Origin of the sequence: Streptomyces sp. NPDC059785 (assembly GCF_042732375.1) — a bacterium.
Taxonomy (GTDB): Bacteria; Actinomycetota; Actinomycetes; order Streptomycetales; family Streptomycetaceae; genus Streptomyces.
In genome coordinates, this window is sequence record NZ_JBHWHV010000011.1 from 41,340 (window position 1) to 56,629 (window position 15,290).

16 protein-coding genes are annotated in these 15,290 nt (G+C 74.0%); 5 read left to right on the forward strand and 11 right to left on the reverse strand.

Annotated features, from left to right (window positions below; all coding sequences use genetic code 11):
- Positions 1–131 precede the first annotated feature (131 nt).
- The 4 genes from ACFV6E_RS11020 to thrS all read right to left on the reverse strand — a co-directional run bounded on the left by ACFV6E_RS11020 (position 132) and on the right by thrS (position 3,763).
- A complete protein-coding gene (locus ACFV6E_RS11020; RefSeq protein WP_385460608.1) occupies positions 132–911 on the reverse strand; it encodes a peptidyl-tRNA hydrolase in 780 nt (259 codons plus the stop codon).
- 103 nt (positions 912–1,014) lie between these two features.
- Complete coding sequence (locus tag ACFV6E_RS11025; RefSeq protein WP_385165249.1) at positions 1,015–1,212, reverse strand: hypothetical protein; 198 nt, start codon at positions 1,210–1,212, stop codon at positions 1,015–1,017.
- A gap of 113 nt (positions 1,213–1,325) precedes the next feature.
- Positions 1,326–2,189, reverse strand: coding sequence for a polysaccharide deacetylase family protein (locus ACFV6E_RS11030; RefSeq protein ID WP_385460611.1), 864 nt, complete (start codon positions 2,187–2,189; stop codon positions 1,326–1,328).
- Positions 2,190–2,407: 218 nt separating this feature from the next.
- Positions 2,408–3,763, reverse strand: a complete 1,356-nt coding sequence (gene thrS, locus ACFV6E_RS11035) for a threonine--tRNA ligase (protein WP_385165243.1) — start codon at positions 3,761–3,763, stop codon at positions 2,408–2,410.
- Positions 3,764–4,093: 330 nt separating this feature from the next.
- Between thrS and ACFV6E_RS11040 the strand changes: the two genes are divergently transcribed.
- The gene (locus tag ACFV6E_RS11040; protein ID WP_385165241.1) at positions 4,094–4,549 is read left to right on the forward strand and encodes a spore germination protein GerW family protein; all 456 of its coding nucleotides are present in this window, start codon (positions 4,094–4,096) and stop codon (positions 4,547–4,549) included.
- A gap of 74 nt (positions 4,550–4,623) precedes the next feature.
- On the opposite strand, the gene ACFV6E_RS11045 is transcribed toward ACFV6E_RS11040, so the two are convergent.
- The 5 genes from ACFV6E_RS11045 to zapE form a co-directional block, all read right to left on the reverse strand.
- Positions 4,624–6,072 carry a PhoX family protein gene (locus ACFV6E_RS11045; protein ID WP_385165239.1) on the reverse strand — a complete coding sequence of 483 codons (1,449 nt, stop codon included), beginning with the start codon at positions 6,070–6,072 and terminating at the stop codon, positions 4,624–4,626.
- A 165-nt stretch (positions 6,073–6,237) separates the two neighbouring features.
- On the reverse strand, positions 6,238–7,716 hold the full coding sequence (locus ACFV6E_RS11050; RefSeq protein WP_385165283.1) for a SulP family inorganic anion transporter: 1,479 nt from the start codon (positions 7,714–7,716) through the stop codon (positions 6,238–6,240).
- Positions 7,717–7,748: 32 nt separating this feature from the next.
- The gene (locus ACFV6E_RS11055) at positions 7,749–8,327 is read right to left on the reverse strand and encodes a carbonic anhydrase (protein ID WP_385165236.1); all 579 of its coding nucleotides are present in this window, start codon (positions 8,325–8,327) and stop codon (positions 7,749–7,751) included.
- A gap of 73 nt (positions 8,328–8,400) precedes the next feature.
- A complete protein-coding gene (locus tag ACFV6E_RS11060) occupies positions 8,401–8,739 on the reverse strand; it encodes a hypothetical protein (protein ID WP_385165233.1) in 339 nt (112 codons plus the stop codon).
- A 194-nt stretch (positions 8,740–8,933) separates the two neighbouring features.
- Positions 8,934–10,034, reverse strand: coding sequence for a cell division protein ZapE (gene zapE, locus ACFV6E_RS11065; RefSeq protein WP_385165230.1), 1,101 nt, complete (start codon positions 10,032–10,034; stop codon positions 8,934–8,936).
- A 37-nt stretch (positions 10,035–10,071) separates the two neighbouring features.
- Between zapE and ACFV6E_RS11070 the strand changes: the two genes are divergently transcribed.
- From ACFV6E_RS11070 to msrB, 4 genes are all read left to right on the forward strand, one after another.
- Positions 10,072–10,866 (forward strand): pyrimidine reductase family protein, encoded by a 795-nt coding sequence (locus ACFV6E_RS11070; RefSeq protein WP_385165228.1) that lies wholly within the window; start codon positions 10,072–10,074, stop codon positions 10,864–10,866.
- 189 nt (positions 10,867–11,055) lie between these two features.
- Positions 11,056–11,529 carry an indole-3-glycerol phosphate synthase gene (locus ACFV6E_RS11075; RefSeq protein WP_385165226.1) on the forward strand — a complete coding sequence of 158 codons (474 nt, stop codon included), beginning with the start codon at positions 11,056–11,058 and terminating at the stop codon, positions 11,527–11,529.
- Positions 11,530–11,599: 70 nt separating this feature from the next.
- Entirely contained in the window at positions 11,600–12,997 is a 1,398-nt protein-coding gene (gene murC, locus ACFV6E_RS11080; RefSeq protein ID WP_385165224.1) for a UDP-N-acetylmuramate--L-alanine ligase, read from the forward strand.
- A 33-nt stretch (positions 12,998–13,030) separates the two neighbouring features.
- A complete protein-coding gene (gene msrB / locus ACFV6E_RS11085; RefSeq protein WP_385460614.1) occupies positions 13,031–13,438 on the forward strand; it encodes a peptide-methionine (R)-S-oxide reductase MsrB in 408 nt (135 codons plus the stop codon).
- Positions 13,439–13,500: 62 nt separating this feature from the next.
- Here the strand turns inward: msrB and ACFV6E_RS11090 are convergent, their stop codons facing one another.
- Complete coding sequence (locus ACFV6E_RS11090) at positions 13,501–14,472, reverse strand: LLM class F420-dependent oxidoreductase (protein ID WP_385460617.1); 972 nt, start codon at positions 14,470–14,472, stop codon at positions 13,501–13,503.
- A gap of 68 nt (positions 14,473–14,540) precedes the next feature.
- Entirely contained in the window at positions 14,541–15,266 is a 726-nt protein-coding gene (locus tag ACFV6E_RS11095; RefSeq protein ID WP_385460620.1) for an ANTAR domain-containing protein, read from the reverse strand.
- Between the last annotated feature and the right edge of the window lie 24 nt (positions 15,267–15,290).

Genomic DNA, 15,290 nt, shown 5'->3' on the forward strand with positions numbered 1-15,290 from the left:
CCCGGCGGGCCGGTGCCGAACCCGCCGGGGGAGACGTTCAGAGCAACATTTGAGGTTCGAAGAAATGTGTGAGGCGGGGGCAGGGGCGGAATCCGTGAGGCGGGATCGGCGGCGGAATCCGTGAGGCGGGGTCAGCGGCGCAGCGCCGGGTGGTCGGCGACCACCGTGCAGGAGCCGGGGGCGATCTCCGTGAAACCGGCGTCGCGGACCAGCGGGAGCCCGGACGCGACGAGTTCGCCCCACCGGGCGGGCGGCGCGGTGCGCACGGCGAGCGGGAAACCGGCGTCGCGCCAGGCCGCCCGGTCCGCGTCCGACAGCTCCCACCAGGCCAGTTGGGCGCCGTGTCCCGCCTGGGCCATCGCCTTGCCCGCGGACATGTCCACCTCGGGGCTCATCCACAGCACCGGCGCCGCCGGGTCGTGCTCCGCGGGCGGCTCGGGGTCGTCGAGGTCCGTGCCGGAGACCTGGAGCCGGGCCAGCTCCTTGGGCCACCCGTCCAGCGGGACCGGCGGGTAGACGCGCACCTCGGCCGACTTGCCGGTGACCGTGATGCCGGGCAGCGCCTCGGCCCGCCGCCACTCCGCGCCGCGGGCCCGCCGGACCACCTTGCGGATGCGGGCGTCCTGCCAGTCCCGCACGGCCCGCGCCCACTCGCCGTCGCCGAGCGACCGCTCGTCGCTCAGGAGCGTCAGCACGGCGCGTGCCGCGGTCTCCAGCGCGTCCGTACGCGCCGGGGGAGCGGCCTTCTCGATGTGCGCGACCAGTGGCAGGACGAACTGCGGCGCCTCGTCGCGCGCGGTGCGCTCGGAACGGAAGGGACTGTCGCCGGACGGGGCGGGGCCGTCGGCGGACGCGGGGTCGCCGACGGGACCGGGTCCACCGGGTCCGACGGCGCTGGGATCGCTGCTCACGTCCCCAGTCTGCCAGGCCGAAGATCGGCTCTTCAGGGGCGGTCGGGAGGGGCGACCGGGAGGGGCGGTCGGGAGGGGCGGGGAGGCCGGACGGCCGGACCGGTCAGCCCGAGCAGGCCGTGCGCTGCGCCTCCTGCCACTCGCAGACCGGGCACAGCGTGATCCCCTTGTACGACTCCGGGTACTCGGTCGGCTTCCGGCACAGCACGCACTCGGCGAACGGCGGACCGCCCGCCGCCGGGGTTCCGTCCGGGACGGAGACCGGGGTGGCTCCGGCACCGGTGTCGCAGTAGTCGCTCATACGTCCAGCGTAAGCCGGGGGCCGTGAGCGATGGCCCGGAGCCGTCAGCGGGGCAGTGGGTCGGCCAGGGCGTGCATGGCGTCGCGCGGCAGGCGGGACTTTCGCAACACGCCCTAGTGGCGCTGGCGGTGGGCCGCCGTCGCGCCGATCAGGTCCGACACCTTCACGAACCGGAAGCCCCGCTCGCGCAGCTCGGGGACGATCGCGCGGACGGCCCGCTCGGTCACCGGCGCGGCGCTGCGCGTGCAGTGCATGACGACGACCGAGCCCGGCCGCACCCGGTCGAGCACCTCCCGCGCCACCGCGTCGGCGTCCGACGCGAACGCGTCCCCGCTGACCACGTCCCACTGCACGGCGGTGACACCGGCCGCGCTCAGCGTCCGCAGCGACCGCCGGTCGTAGCAGCCGCCGGGGAAACGGAAGTACGGCATCGGGTCGGGGACCCCCGCCTTGCGGAAGGCGGCGAAGGCCCGGTCCACGTCGGACCGCATCCGGTCGCGGCGGACGGTCGGCAGGCCGTAGCAGTCAGCGGTGAAGGCGTAGTGGCTGTAGGAGTGGTTGGCGACCTCGAAGAGCGGGTCCCGCCCGATGGCCCGGGCCTGCGCCGGATACTGCTCGGCCCAGCGCCCGGTCATGAACACCGTGGCCGGGACCTTCAGTCCGCGCAGCGCGGCGATCAGCGCCGGGTTGTCGAAGTGCTCGCCCGCCGCGGCCCGGGGCCCCTGGTCGGCGGTCATGTCCGCGTCGAAGGTGAGGGCGACGGTACGGTCCCGTGTCCGGGGTCCGTTCTCGAAGACCGGGGTCAGCCCGGCGGGACCGGGGGCCAGGGTGGGATGCGGCGAGCGGACGGCCACCGGGAGGTGCGCGGACTGCCGTGCGGTCTGCGATGAGTCACCGGCGGTCCCGCACGCGGTGAGTGCGGCGAGCGCGGAGCCCAGGGCGCAGGCGGCGGCGATACGTCGTACAAGAGTGATCACACGACGAATCTAGCGGGGCAAATGTAACTAAATACCCGCTTTCTGCCCCTGGGCTGGCCGGTGCGCCGGACACGTCACCCACCCGGCGGCGGTCACCCACCCGGCGGCGGTCACCGGCCCGGCGGCGGTCACCGGCCCGGCGGCGGTCACCGGCCCGGCGGCGGTCGCCCGCCCGGCGGCGGTCACCCGCCCGGCGGCGGTCACCCGCCCGGCGGTGATCAGCGCACGGCCGCCCCCCGGTCCGCCCCCTGGTCCCCGTCCCACAGCGCGGTGTCGTACGCGCCGACGCGCGCGCCGACGCGGGACAGCACCTCGTCGGCCGGCCGGGCCTCCAGGCGGCGGCCGTCGCGCAGGCGCAGGGAGACCAGGTCGTCCGCGGCCTCCCGGGCGCCGATCACCGCCTGGTACGGGACCAGCCGGGCGGCCCGGATCCTGGCGCCCAGGGTGCCCTGTTCGGGACCGGCGAGCCGGGCCCGCAGCCCCTGGTCCAGGCAGCGCCTCACCAGCCGTACGGCCTGGCCGGTCTCGGCGTCCGAGACCGGCAGGACCACCACCTGGACCGGGGCGAGCCAGGCCGGGAACGCGCCCCCGTGCACTTCGATCAGGTGGGCCACGGCCCGCTCCAGGCTGCCGATGACGCTGCGGTGGACCATGACGGGGCGGTGTCTGGCGCCGTCGGCTCCGACGTAGCGCAGGTCGAACCGTTCGGGCTGGTGGAAGTCGGCCTGCACGGTGGACAGGGTGGACTCGCGGCCCGCCGGATCGGCGATCTGTACGTCGATCTTGGGACCGTAGAAGGCCGCTTCGCCCGCCACGGCCTCGTACGGTTCGCCGGACCGGGCCAGGACGTCGCGCAGCAGCGCGGCGGACCGTTCCCACAGCTCCGCCCCGGCGACGTACTTGCCGCCGGGGCCCGGCAGCGAGAGCCGGTAGCGGGCGGGGCGGATGCCGAGCGCGCGGTACGCGCCGCGGATCAACTCCAGAGCCGCGTACGCCTCCTCGGCGACCTGGTCCGGGGTGCAGAAGACATGGGCGTCGTTGAGCTGGATGGCGCGCACCCGGCCGAGCCCGCCGAGCACACCGGACCGCTCGGCGCGGAACATGCCGCCCAGTTCGGCCATCCGGAGCGGCAGTTCGCGGTAACTGCGCGCGCGGGAGCGGTAGATCAGCGCGTGGTGCGGACACAGGCTCGGGCGCAGTACGAGCTGTTCCCCGGCCGGCTCCCCGTCGTCGGCCCGTGCCCCGCCCCCGTCCCCTCCCACGCCACCGCTCCTGCCTGCGTCTCCGCTGCCGCCGCCGAGGTCCATGGGCGGGAACATGTCCTCGTTGTAGTGCGACCAGTGCCCGGAGATCTCGTACAGCTCGCGCTTGCCGAGGACGGGCGAGTACACGTGCTGGTAGCCGGCCCGGCGCTCGGTGTCGCGTACGTACTCCTCCAGGGCGTGCCGCACGGCCGCGCCGTCCGGCAGCCAGTACGGCAGTCCGGCACCCATCAGCGGATCGGTGCCGAACAGCTCCAGTTCGCGTCCCAGTCTGCGGTGGTCGTGGGGACGGTCGTCCTGTCGGTCGTTCATCGTGGTCTCCTCGCGGATGCGGTGGGCGGGCGAGTGACCGCACGGCGAAGCCCCGGGGCACTCGCCCCGGGGCTTCGGACTCAAGTCAGCAGTCAGCGCGCCGGGACACTCTCCGGCGTCGTCTTCTGGCATGCGGCGCGCTTCATGCGGCAGACGCTAACAGCGGACGTTCCGGCCCGCACGGCAATTACCGCGCGGCATGCCCCGCACGGCATTTACCGCCCGGCACGGGGCTGGTCCCCCGGCCCCCGGACCTCGCATGCTGGGGGGCAGCAGGAGTCGTACGCCGTTCCGGACCGACGCACACGCACTCCACCTGGGGGGATCACCGTGACCACATCGCACGATGCCGGATCGCACGATGCCGACAGCGCACCCGTTGTCCCCGTCGAGAGCCCGGCCGGCGTCGGCGGAGACAGTGCCACCGCCCGGCTGCTGGAAGGGCTCGCGCGGCGGCTCGGCGGGCAGGCCAGCGTCTCCGCCGTGTTCGGCGAACCCGTCACCCGTGACGGCGTCACCGTCGTCCCCGTCGCCCGGGTCGGCTTCGGGTTCGGCGGCGGCACCGGGCACAGCACGGGCAAGGACAAGAGCGGTGAGGGCGGGGGCGGCGGTGGCGGGGCCGACGCCCGGCCGCTGGGGTTCATCGAACTGGCCGACGGTGCCGCCACCTACCACCCGATCCGCGACCCCTGGGCCGACTTCGTCCTGCCGCTCGCGGCGCTGCTCGTCGGCACCGCCGCCCCCGTCCTGGCCCGCGCCCTCGCCCGCCGCCGCAAGAAGCGCTAGGCCACGGACGACGGCCCGCCGCCGCAAGAAGCGCTAGGCGACCGAGGACGAGGGGTGGCCGCTCCGGCCCGGTCCTACCTCCGCCAGGGGCCCGTGATCGCGAACGTGGTTCCCGGCGTGTAGCAGTTCACGTACATCGTGCGGCCGTCCGGGGCGAAGGTGACGCCCGCGAACTCGCCCCACTCGGGCGCCTCGGGCGTGCCGATGTTCTGGGCGCCGCGGGCCATCGCGTACACCTCGCCGTGCCGGGTGACGCCGAAGACGTGCTGGGCGCCGTTGCCGTCCTCGCAGACCATGAGGCCGCCGCTCGGGGCGAGGCAGATGTTGTCCGGGGACTCGCCGGGCAGTCGCACGTCCGTGTCCGGGCCGAACACGACCACCAGGGTGAGCCGGCGCGCGGCCGGGTCGTACCGCCAGATCTGCCCGTAGTGGTCCGCGGCCGATCCCTCGGCGCTGTGCGCGAAGGACGACACGAAGTACACGCACCGGCCGCCCCAGTAGCAGCCCTCCAGCTTCTGCGCGTGCGTGATGCCCCCGGGACCGAAGTCCTGGAGGCGTACGGGCGTCTCGGCGGCCAGCGGGTCCGGTACGTCCACCCACTGGATGCCGTCGAAGACCGCGCCCGTCTCCTGGACGGCGGACAGATCGGGGACGCCGGGCACCCGCATCGCCTGGAGTCTGCCGCCCGCGTGCAGCGAACCGAGGCCGCCCGCGGGCCTGTTCGGCAGGAAGCGGTAGAAGAGGCCGAAGGGTTCGAGGAAGGCGTCCTCGGTCTCGTAGACGATGCCGCGCCCGGGGTCGACGGCGATCGCCTCGTGCTGGAAGCGGCCCATCGCCGTGAGCGGTACGGCTCCGGTGCGGCGGGGGACGACCGGGTCGACCTCGAAGATGAAACCGTGGTCCTTGGTGTAGCCGCTGGTGCCCGCTCTGTCCTCGGCCTCCTCGCAGGTCAGCCAGGTGCCCCACGGGGTGGGACCGCCCGCGCAGTTGACGGCCGTACCGGCGATCGCGACGTGTTCCGAGACCACGTGCCCGAGCGCGTCGCCGCGCCGGTCCAGGGTGAGCGCCGTGCAGCCGCCGAGGCCCGCCGGGTCGTAGGTGAGGCCGTCGACGGCGGGGACGCGGTGCTTCGCGGTGGGGCGGTTCTCGTGGTTGCGGACCAGGTGTACGCGGCCGCTGCGGCCCGCGAAGGCCGCCATGCCGTCGTGGTTGCTGGGCACCGGGCCCTCGCCCGAGCGGAGCGGGTCGCCCTCGCGGGACAGCACCCGGTAACGGAAGCCCTCCGGCAGGTCGAGCAGCCCGTCCGGGTCGGGGATCAGGGGGCCGTAGCCGTGGTGGCCGAGGTCCTGGGCGGCGGCGGTGCCCGCGAAGAGTTCGGTGAGGTTCCCCGCGAAGGCGATCGAGGCGCCCACCGCGCCGGTACGGGCGAGGACCTGACGGCGGGTCGAACCGGTGCGTTCGGCGTGCCGGGCGTCGTGCTCCGCGTTCGCTGTGTGCTCTGTGTACTCCGCGTGCTCTGACATGGGTGACCTTCCTGCTGGCGGACAGGACTGTGACCCCGCTGTGTGTAGCACGCGTTCCGGTTGGCGGGAACCATGCGGTGGCACGGTGACGCGCGGCCCCCGGCCGGGTCCGACGTGTGCGGATCCGGCCGGGGGCCTTGTGCGTACCGTTCGGTCACCGCACGGTCACGGCACCGGCGTGACCTTCACCGGCTCGGTCCCGGTGTCGCTGTGCCGGGCCGCCCAGTTCTCCAGGGCGACGCGGCAGGCGTGGTCCAGGTGGTGCAGTCCGGACAGGTTCAGCTCCACCGGGCGGTCCTGGGGGAGCGCCTCCAGGCTGTCGAGGATCTTCGGCAGCCGCAGGAAGGTCGCGTTGCCCGACAGGTGCGCCTGCACGGGCCCTGCCCCCTTGTCCACAATTTCCAGGCGGACGTGCGAGGCTTCCCAGGCCGTCTTCACCACGGCCAGCGCGAGACCGATCAGGACGCCCTCGAACATGCTCACCGCGACGATGGACACGGCAGTGACGACGAGGATCAGCGCCTCGCCCCGGTGCTCCCGCCACAGCGCCCTGAGCTGGCGCAGCGGGATGAGCTTCCAGCCCGCGTGCACCAGGACGCCCGCGAGCGCGGGGAGCGGGATGACGGCGAGCGCGGCGGGCAGCAGCGCCGCGAAGAGCAGCAGCCACACGCCGTGCAGCACGCGGGACGCCTTGGTACGGGCGCCCGCCTGGACGTTGGCCGAGCTGCGGACGATCACCGCGGTCATCGGCAGCGCGCCGAGCAGCCCGCACACGGTGTTGCCCGCGCCCTGGGCCACCAGTTCCTTGTCGTAGTCGGTGCGCGGGCCGTCGTGCAGCCGGTCCACGGCGGCGGCGCTGAACAGGGACTCGGCGGACGCGATCAGTACGAAGGCCAGAACCGTGCCGAGCACGCCGACGCTCGCCAGTTCCCCGTACGCGTCCAGGGACGGCGGTTGCAGCGAGCCGAGCAGGCCCTGCACCTCGACCGTGGCGACCGGCAGGGTCAGCGCCAGCGAGGCGACGGTGGCGAGCGCGACCGCGGCGAGCGGGCCCGGCACCGTACGCACCCGCCGCGGCAGCCGCGGCCACAGCACGAGCAGGGCGACGGTGCCCGCGCCGAGCGCGAGGGAGGCCAGCGCCCGGCCGTTGCCGACGGCCTCCACCAGTGCCTCCGGCAGTCCGGTGATCTTGTCCACGCCGGAGGCGGGCGCGGTCATGCCCGCCGCCGAGTAGAGCTGGCCCGCGATCAGTACGAGGCCGATGCCGGCCAGCATGCCCTCGACGACGGCGACCGAGATGGCCCGGAAGTACCGCCCCAGCCTGAAGGCGCCCATCACCACCTGGAGCACGCCCGTGGCGAGCACGATCACACCGAGCACGGGCAGCCCGAACTCGCGCACCGCCTCGAAGACGAGCACGGTCAGACCCGCGGCCGGGCCCGACACCTGGAGACTGCTGCCGCGCATCACGCCGGTGACGAGACCGCCCACGATGCCGGTGACCAGGCCGAGTTCGGCCGGGACACCGGAGGCCACGGCGACGCCCACGCACAGCGGCAGGGCGACCAGGAAGACGACGACCGAGGCGGCGAAGTCCTGCCGCCAGTGCGGGAACCGCGCGCGGGTCGACGGTCCGCCGGGCACCTGCCCGGTCCGCGAGGCCGTACCCGGGGCGCTCACAGCGCCTCGAAGGCGTCGGTGTCCGCGCTGTGCGCCTGGACGACTCCGGTGTGCACCTCGTAGAACCAGGCGTGCAGCCGCAGCCGGCCGTCGGCGAGCCGGGCCTCGACGCACGGGTAGGACCGCAGCCGCAGGAGCTGCGTGAGTATGTGGCTCTGCACCGCGTCGGCCACGGTCGGATCCTCCGCCGCACCGGCCGGGCGCTGGGCCGCGTGCGCCAGCCAGTCGCGCACGGCGGGTACGGCGGTCAGGTCGTCACCGCGCACCAGGGCGCCGACCGCGCCGCAGTGCGAGTGTCCGCACACGACCACGTCGGTGACGCCGAGCACCTCGACGGCGTACTCGATGGTGGCGGCCTCGCCGGTGGGGCGGTCGGAGGCGTAGGGCGGGACGATGTTGCCTGCGGTGCGCAGCTCGAAGAGCTGGCCGGGGCGGGCGCCGGTGATCAGGGCCGGGACGACCCTGGAGTCCGAGCAGGTGATGAACAGGGCCTGCGGCGACTGGCCCTGGGCGAGTGGGGCGAACTCCTCAGGGCGCTGTCCGTGTGCGCGGGCATGATCGATGAGGGGTTGCATGACTGTTCCTCCTGGCGCGCCTCGGTGGCGCGTCGGTCTGCGAGAACGGAGCGTGGGGGGTGTGGCGCCCTGCTCAGCAGCGGAAGACCTGGAGTGCGGCCGGAGTATGGGATGTGGAGGATCTCGACGGCCGGTGGTGGTCGGCGGGGAGCGCGGGCGGGGTGCAGGACGCCGCGGGGTCGCGTCCGAGATCGCCGCGCACGGGGGCGGGAGGTGCGGGCTTGTCGCCGCGGCCGCGGTCGCGCGTGCCCAGCGGCAGCGCCGTCCTGCGCGGGTGCTCGGTGTCGTCGCACGAGATGGTTTCGCTCGTGTGTACGGACGCGAAGGCTTCCGCGGGGCCCAGCAGTTGCAGACTCAACAGGACGGCGGCGAGCACCGAAAGCAGGTGACGGGCCGTCGTACCTCGCACCATGCGCCCCCTCCCCGGCTCCTGATCCCGTGCGTCAACGTCCATGCTGACGCCGGAAGTTGTTTGCAGGGTTAACTTAACGTTTCACCCTGAAGAGGAGCTGAAACGGCGGGACGCACGGCGGACCGGAAACAGCGGGACCCTTGGCGGGATACCACCCGTGATCCAGGGCCTGCCGTCGTGCGGAGCGCGGAGCCCTACGCCCCGACCAGCTTCCCGGCGTCCCGGGCGAGGGCGGTGAGCCGGGATATCGCGCGGAAGTACTTCTTGCGGTAGCCGCCGTTCAGCATCTCCTCGCTGAACAGCCGGTCGAAGGGCTGCCCGGAGGCGAGCACCGGCACCTCGCGGTCGTAGAGCCGGTCGGCGAGCACGACCAGGCGCAGCGCCGTCGACTGGTCCGGGACCGGCCGCACGCCGGTGAGGCAGACCGCCCTCAGGTCGCCGGTCAGCGCGCCGTACCGGCTGGGGTGCACGCGCGCGAGGTGGTCGAGCAGGGCCGGGAAGTCGTCGAGCGAGGCGCCGGGCGTCGCGTAGGCCGCCTTCGTGACCTCGTCGTCGGAGTACGGCGCCGGGGCCTCGGGCAGCCCGCGGTGGCGGTAGTCCTCGCCGTCGATGCGCAGCGGGCGGAAGCGCGCGGACAGGCCCTGGATCTCGCGCAGGAAGTCGGCGGCCGCGAACCGGCCCTCGCCGAGCTTGCCGGGCAGGGTGTTGGAGGTGGCGGCGAGCGCGACGCCCGCGTCGACCAGCTTGCCGAGCAGGGTCGAGACCAGGACCGTGTCGCCGGGGTCGTCCAGCTCGAACTCGTCGATGCACAGCAGCCGGTGGTCCGAGAGCGTCCGTACGGTCTGCTGGAAGCCCAGCGCGCCGACCAGGTTCGTCAGCTCCACGAAGGTGCCGAACGCTTTGCGCTCCGGCTCGGCCGGGGTCGCGTGCCACAGGGAGGCCAGCAGATGGGTCTTGCCGACGCCGTAGCCGCCGTCCAGGTAGACGCCGCGGGGGCCGGCGGGCGCCTGCTTGGGCGCCTTGCCGAAGCTGAAGAGCCGCCGCTTGCCCTGACCGGTGGCGTGCGCCCCGCCGAGCCCCGTGGCGAAGGCGCTCAGCACCCGCACGGCCTCGGTCTGGCTGGGCTGGTTCGGGTCCGGTATGTACGTATCGAAGCGGACCGAGTCGAACCGCGGCGGCGGCACCAGTTCGGCGACCAGCCGGTCCGCGGGGACGTGCGGCTCGCGGGCGCACAGGGAGAGCGGGGCCGCCTCGGCTGCCGGGCCGGACCCGGGGGCGGTGGTGGATGACGACACGCTTATCCACTTTACGTGCCGTGCCACACTGCACGACATGCGACGCCTGTTCCCTGTGACCGACCTCCCCGTGACCGACGAAACAGCAGCCCAGGCCCCGGACGCGACGGCGGACCGCGAGTGGGGGCTGGACGAGCTGGCGGCGGCCTACGCCTATCCCGACGCCGGGCGTCCCTGGCTGCGCGCCAACATGGTGTCCACGCTCGACGGTGCCGCCCAGCACGACGGCCGCTCCCAGCCCATCTCGGGCGCCGCCGACATGCGGATCTTCGGCACCCTGCGGGCGCTCGCGGACGTGGTGGTCGTGGGCGCCCAGACCGTGCGCCAGGAGGGATACCGTCCGGCACGCGCGCGTGCGGAGTTCGCCGCGCTCCGCGAGGCCGCCGGGCAGGGCCCCGCGCCCGCCGTCGCCGTGGTGAGCGCGAGCCTGGAGCTGGACTTCGCGCTGCCGCTGTTCACCTCGCCCCTGGTGCCCACGCTGGTGCTGACCGGCGCGGCGGCGGACCCCGCGCGGATCGCGGCCGCGCGCAAGGCGGGCGCCGAGGTGGTCGTCGCCGGGGACGGTGCGGGCGTGGACCCGGCCCGCGCGGTGCGGGCGCTCGGCGAGCGCGGGATGACCCGGCTGCTGACCGAGGGCGGTCCGCGGCTGCTGGGGCAGTTCATCGCCGCCGGGGTCCTCGACGAGCTGTGCCTGACGCTGTCGCCGACGCTCACGGCCGGGGACGCGCAGCGCATCGCGGGCGGACCCCGCGTCGAGGTCCCGGCCCGCTTCGCCCTGACCTCCCTGCTGGAGGAGGCGGGCTTCGTCTTCGGCCGCTACCGCCGATCCTGACGAATTCACGGAATCGATCGTTCCGTTTCTCTTCCGCCGGGCACACTAAATCTGGCGGTACCCGTGCGGTTACGGGGCAGGATGGTTTCCGCAGGGCTGCCCAGGTGCGGCCCGCGGCAGAGACGGGGCCCGCGCGGCCCCGGAGGAGACAGGGCCCCAGACGGCCCGCGGAGGAGAAGGGCGCCTGTCGTGTTCACAAGCGTTTTGATGATCGAGAAGGCCCTGACGTCCGCCGACGTGGAATTCGTCACCACTTTGCACGGTGACGAGGCGGTTTCCTTCCACGTACTGCTCCAGCCCCGCGGCGACCAGGCGGACCGCCTGCTGCGGGCCATCGACGACGTGGCCCTGGGGGAGCTGGACGAGGCGGCGCGCGAGCACGAGACGCCGGAGGGCGAGGAGGCGGCCGGGCAGGGGCAGCGGGCTCTGGAGGTGTCCCTGGTGGCGCTGCGGGCGGCGGGCAGCGCGGCGGACGGGCGCCTGATCGAGGACCACCCGCTCGACGCCCTCAAGAGTCTGGTCGAGGCCACCGGCGCGGACGAGGTGATCGTGCTGACCGACCCGCACTACGTGGAGGAGTTCTTCCACCGGGACTGGGCCTCCCGGGCCCGGCACAAGGTGGGCGTCCCGGTGCTGAAACTGTTCTCCCACAGCAAGGCTTAGGCTAGGCCGACGTCCCCGTCGTCCGGCGCCCGGGACGTCCCCCGTCGTCCGACGCTTGGAGAGAACACGCATGGCACCCGGCCTTCCCACCGCCATGGACCGGCCCCACTTCATCGGCATCGGCGGCGCCGGAATGTCGGGCATCGCCAAGATCCTCGCGCAGCGCGGGGCCGAGGTGGCCGGCAGTGACGCCAAGGAGTCGGCCACCGCCGGGGCGCTGCGCGCGCTCGGCGTGACGGTGCACATCGGCCACGCTGCGGAGCATCTGTCGCCCGGGGCCACCTGCGTGGTCGTCTCCTCGGCGATCCGTGAGGACAACCCCGAGCTGGCCCGGGCGGCGGAGCTGGGCATCCCGGTGGTCCACCGCTCGGACGCGCTGGCCCGGCTGATGGACGGGCTGCGCCCGATCGCGGTCGCCGGCACCCACGGCAAGACGACCACGACGTCCATGCTGGCCGTGTCGCTGTCCACGCTGGGCCTGGCCCCCTCGTACGCGATCGGCGGCGACCTCGACGCCCCCGGTTCGAACGCGCTGCACGGCACCGGCGAGATCTTCGTCGCCGAGGCCGACGAATCGGACCGCAGCTTCCACAAGTACGCGCCCGAGGTCGCGATCATCCTCAACGTGGAGCTGGACCACCACGCGAACTACGCCTCCATGGACGAGATCTACGAGTCCTTCGAGACGTTCGTGGACCGGATCACCGAGGGCGGCACCCTGGTGATCAACGCCGACCACGAGGGCGCGCGCGAGCTGACCCGCCGGATCGCCGGACGCGGTGTGCGGGTGGTGACGTACGGGGACGCGGCCGACGCCGGTGTGCGGGTGCTGTCGGTCGTCCCGCAGGGGCTGAAGAGCGAGGTCACCGTCGAGCTGGACGGCGCGCCGCTCACCTTCACGGTCTCCGTCCCCGGCCGCCACTACGCGCACAACGCGGTGGCCGCGCTCGCCGCCGGCGTCGCGCTCGGCGTCCCCGCGGCGGAGCTGGCCCCGGCCCTGGCCTCCTACACCGGCGTCAAGCGCCGCCTCCAGCTCACCGGCGAGGCGGCGGGCGTCCAGGTCGTCGACTCCTACGCGCACCACCCCACCGAGATGACGGCGGACCTGGAGGCGATGCGCGCTGCGGCGGGCGACGCCCGCATCCTGGTCGTCTTCCAGCCCCACCTGTTCTCCCGCACCCAGGAGCTCGGCAAGGAGATGGGCCACGCCCTCGCCCTCGCCGACGCCTCCCTGGTCCTGGACATCTATCCGGCCCGCGAGGACCCGATCCCGGGTGTCACGAGCGGGCTGATCATCGAGGCGGCGCGGGCGGCGGGCGCGGACGTGACCGCGGTCCACGACAAGGCGGAGGTCGCCGCGGTCGTCGCGGGAATGGCGAAGCCGGGCGATCTTGTTCTCACCATGGGCGCCGGAGACGTCACGGACCTCGGTCCCGGGATCCTCGGCCGCCTGTCGAAGCAGTCGTAGCACCTGTAGACGTACTTGTAAGGGGTTGAGCTGATGTCGTACGACGTCGAGAAGCCGGACGAGCAGTGGCGCACGGAGCTGACCCCGGCGGAGTACACCGTGCTCCGCCAGGCGGGCACGGAACCGGCCTTCACCGGTGAGTACACGGACACCAAGACCAAGGGTGTGTACTCCTGCCGCGCCTGCGGCGCCGAACTGTTCACCTCCGGCGAGAAGTTCGAGTCGCACTGCGGCTGGCCGTCCTTCTACGACCCGAAGGACACCGATGCGGTGGAGCTGATCGAGGACCGCTCCCACGGGATGGTGCGCACGGAGGTCCGCTGCGCCCGGTGCGGGTCCCACCTCGGGCACGTCTTCGAGGGCGAGGGCTACCCGACCCCCACCGACCAGCGGTACTGCATCAACAGCATCTCGCTGCGGCTGGCACCCACCGAGAGCTGACCCACCGAAATGTGCGGACGAGGGGCCGTGCCCGCCGGACAACCGGCGGCCACGGCCCCTCCTCACACCGCCGACGTCGCGAGTGTCGCCAGTGCCGTGAGTGTGCGTTCGCCGCCCGGGTCGCCGGTCGTGGCCGGGACGAGGGCGGCCTCGTCGAGGCCGGCGGTGGCGTAGGCGTCGAGCCGGGCGCGGACGGAGCGCGCGTCGCCGACCAGGCCGACGGTGGCGGCGGCCTCCGGTGGCAGGGCCGCGACCAGTTCCGCCGGGCCGGCGCCGGTGCGGGCCAGTTCCACCGCGGCGCCGAAACCGGCCGCGGCGAACATGTCCAGGTAGCCGGGCACCTTCAGATACCCGGCGACGCCGCGCAGCACCTGCGCCAGCGACTCAGGCTCCGGGTCCACGGCCGTCGGCAGCCAGGCGGCCAGCCGGGGCGGGGTGCGCCCCGCCTCCCGCGCCGCCGCGTCGAGCTTCGCGCGCAGCGCGGCCACCTGCTCGGGGGAGACCGAGTCGAGCACCATCCGGTCCGCGTACCGGGCGGCCGTCGCGATCGCCCGGTCGCCGAACGCCGCCACCGTCAGCAGCCCCCCTGGCGGCGGCAGCCGCCTGCGGAAGCCGCTGCCGGGCACGATCTCCTCGCCCGGCTCGCCCCGCATCAGCTCCCGCACGGCCCGCGCGCTCTCGGCCAAGGCGGTCGCGACCCGGGTCCGCGGCACCCCGTGCACCCCCTCCACCACCCGCACGCTGGACGCGCCGAGCGCCACGCCGACCGGGCGGCCGGTGACCGAGGCGGCCGACGCGGCGCCCCGCACGATCGACAGCGGGTCGCGGACCGAGACGGCCACCGGACCCGCGGTCAGCGTGACACGCTCGGTGGCCAGGCCGACCGCCGTCGCCAGCGCGAACGCGTCCCACGTGGGCCCCTCGCCCAACCACACCTCTCCGTATCCCAGCCGGTCCGCCACCGTCGCGACACGCAACGGTTCGTCCACCGGACTGTCGTCCTCACGGGCCGCGGCAACCACACTGATGTTCATGACAGTTCACCGTAATACGCCGTCGCCGGCGGCGGGCGGCACGGCCGGGCGGGTCCCGGCGGACGCCGTCAACTCCCGTGCAGTGGGCGAGGGGTGAAGGTCGCAAGGACGGTCACGGCCGCCGTCCGCAGAGCCGTGCCGTGCCGGAACGCGGTCTCCTGGAGGAGGGACCGGGCCGTCCCGGCGGCGCACTCGTGCCGGGCCATCAGCACCCCGACGGCCTTCTCGACCAGGATCCGGTCGGTCAGCGAGCCGAACGGATCACGCCCGGCGTCCTCCGGCGGTACGGACTCCGCGAGCAGCGCCGTCACGGTCGCCGACAGCCCGCGCGCCAACACCCGTACCCGGGTACGGGCCTCGGGGGCGAGCGGCTCGGCCGCCCGGGAGTACACGACGAGCAGGCCCATCACCGTCTCGTCCGGCTCGGCCAGCGGCACCGCCAGCAGCCCGCGCACCCCCAGCCGCCGCGCGCCCGCCGCGAAGACCGGCCAAGTCGCATCCGCCCCCAGGTCGCTCACATGACGCAGCCGGACGGCCTCCGGCGCCAGGGCCGGACCGTCGTTGCAGCGGTACTGAAGCCCCGTCACGGTGTACGCCAGCGAGTCGCTGCCGACCGTCGCCAGCCACTGCCCGCGCGGGGCGAGCTCGATCGCCGCGGAGGTGCCGGGACCGGCGACCGAGCAGATCCGGCGCGCGACGGCCGTCAGTACGTTCTCCAGCGCCGGAGTGATCAGCGGGCGGCCCGCGTCCTCCCCGTCGTGACGGACGTCGCCGGAGACTGTAGGAGGGGCCATCGTGGTGTCCCTTCGACAAAGGCC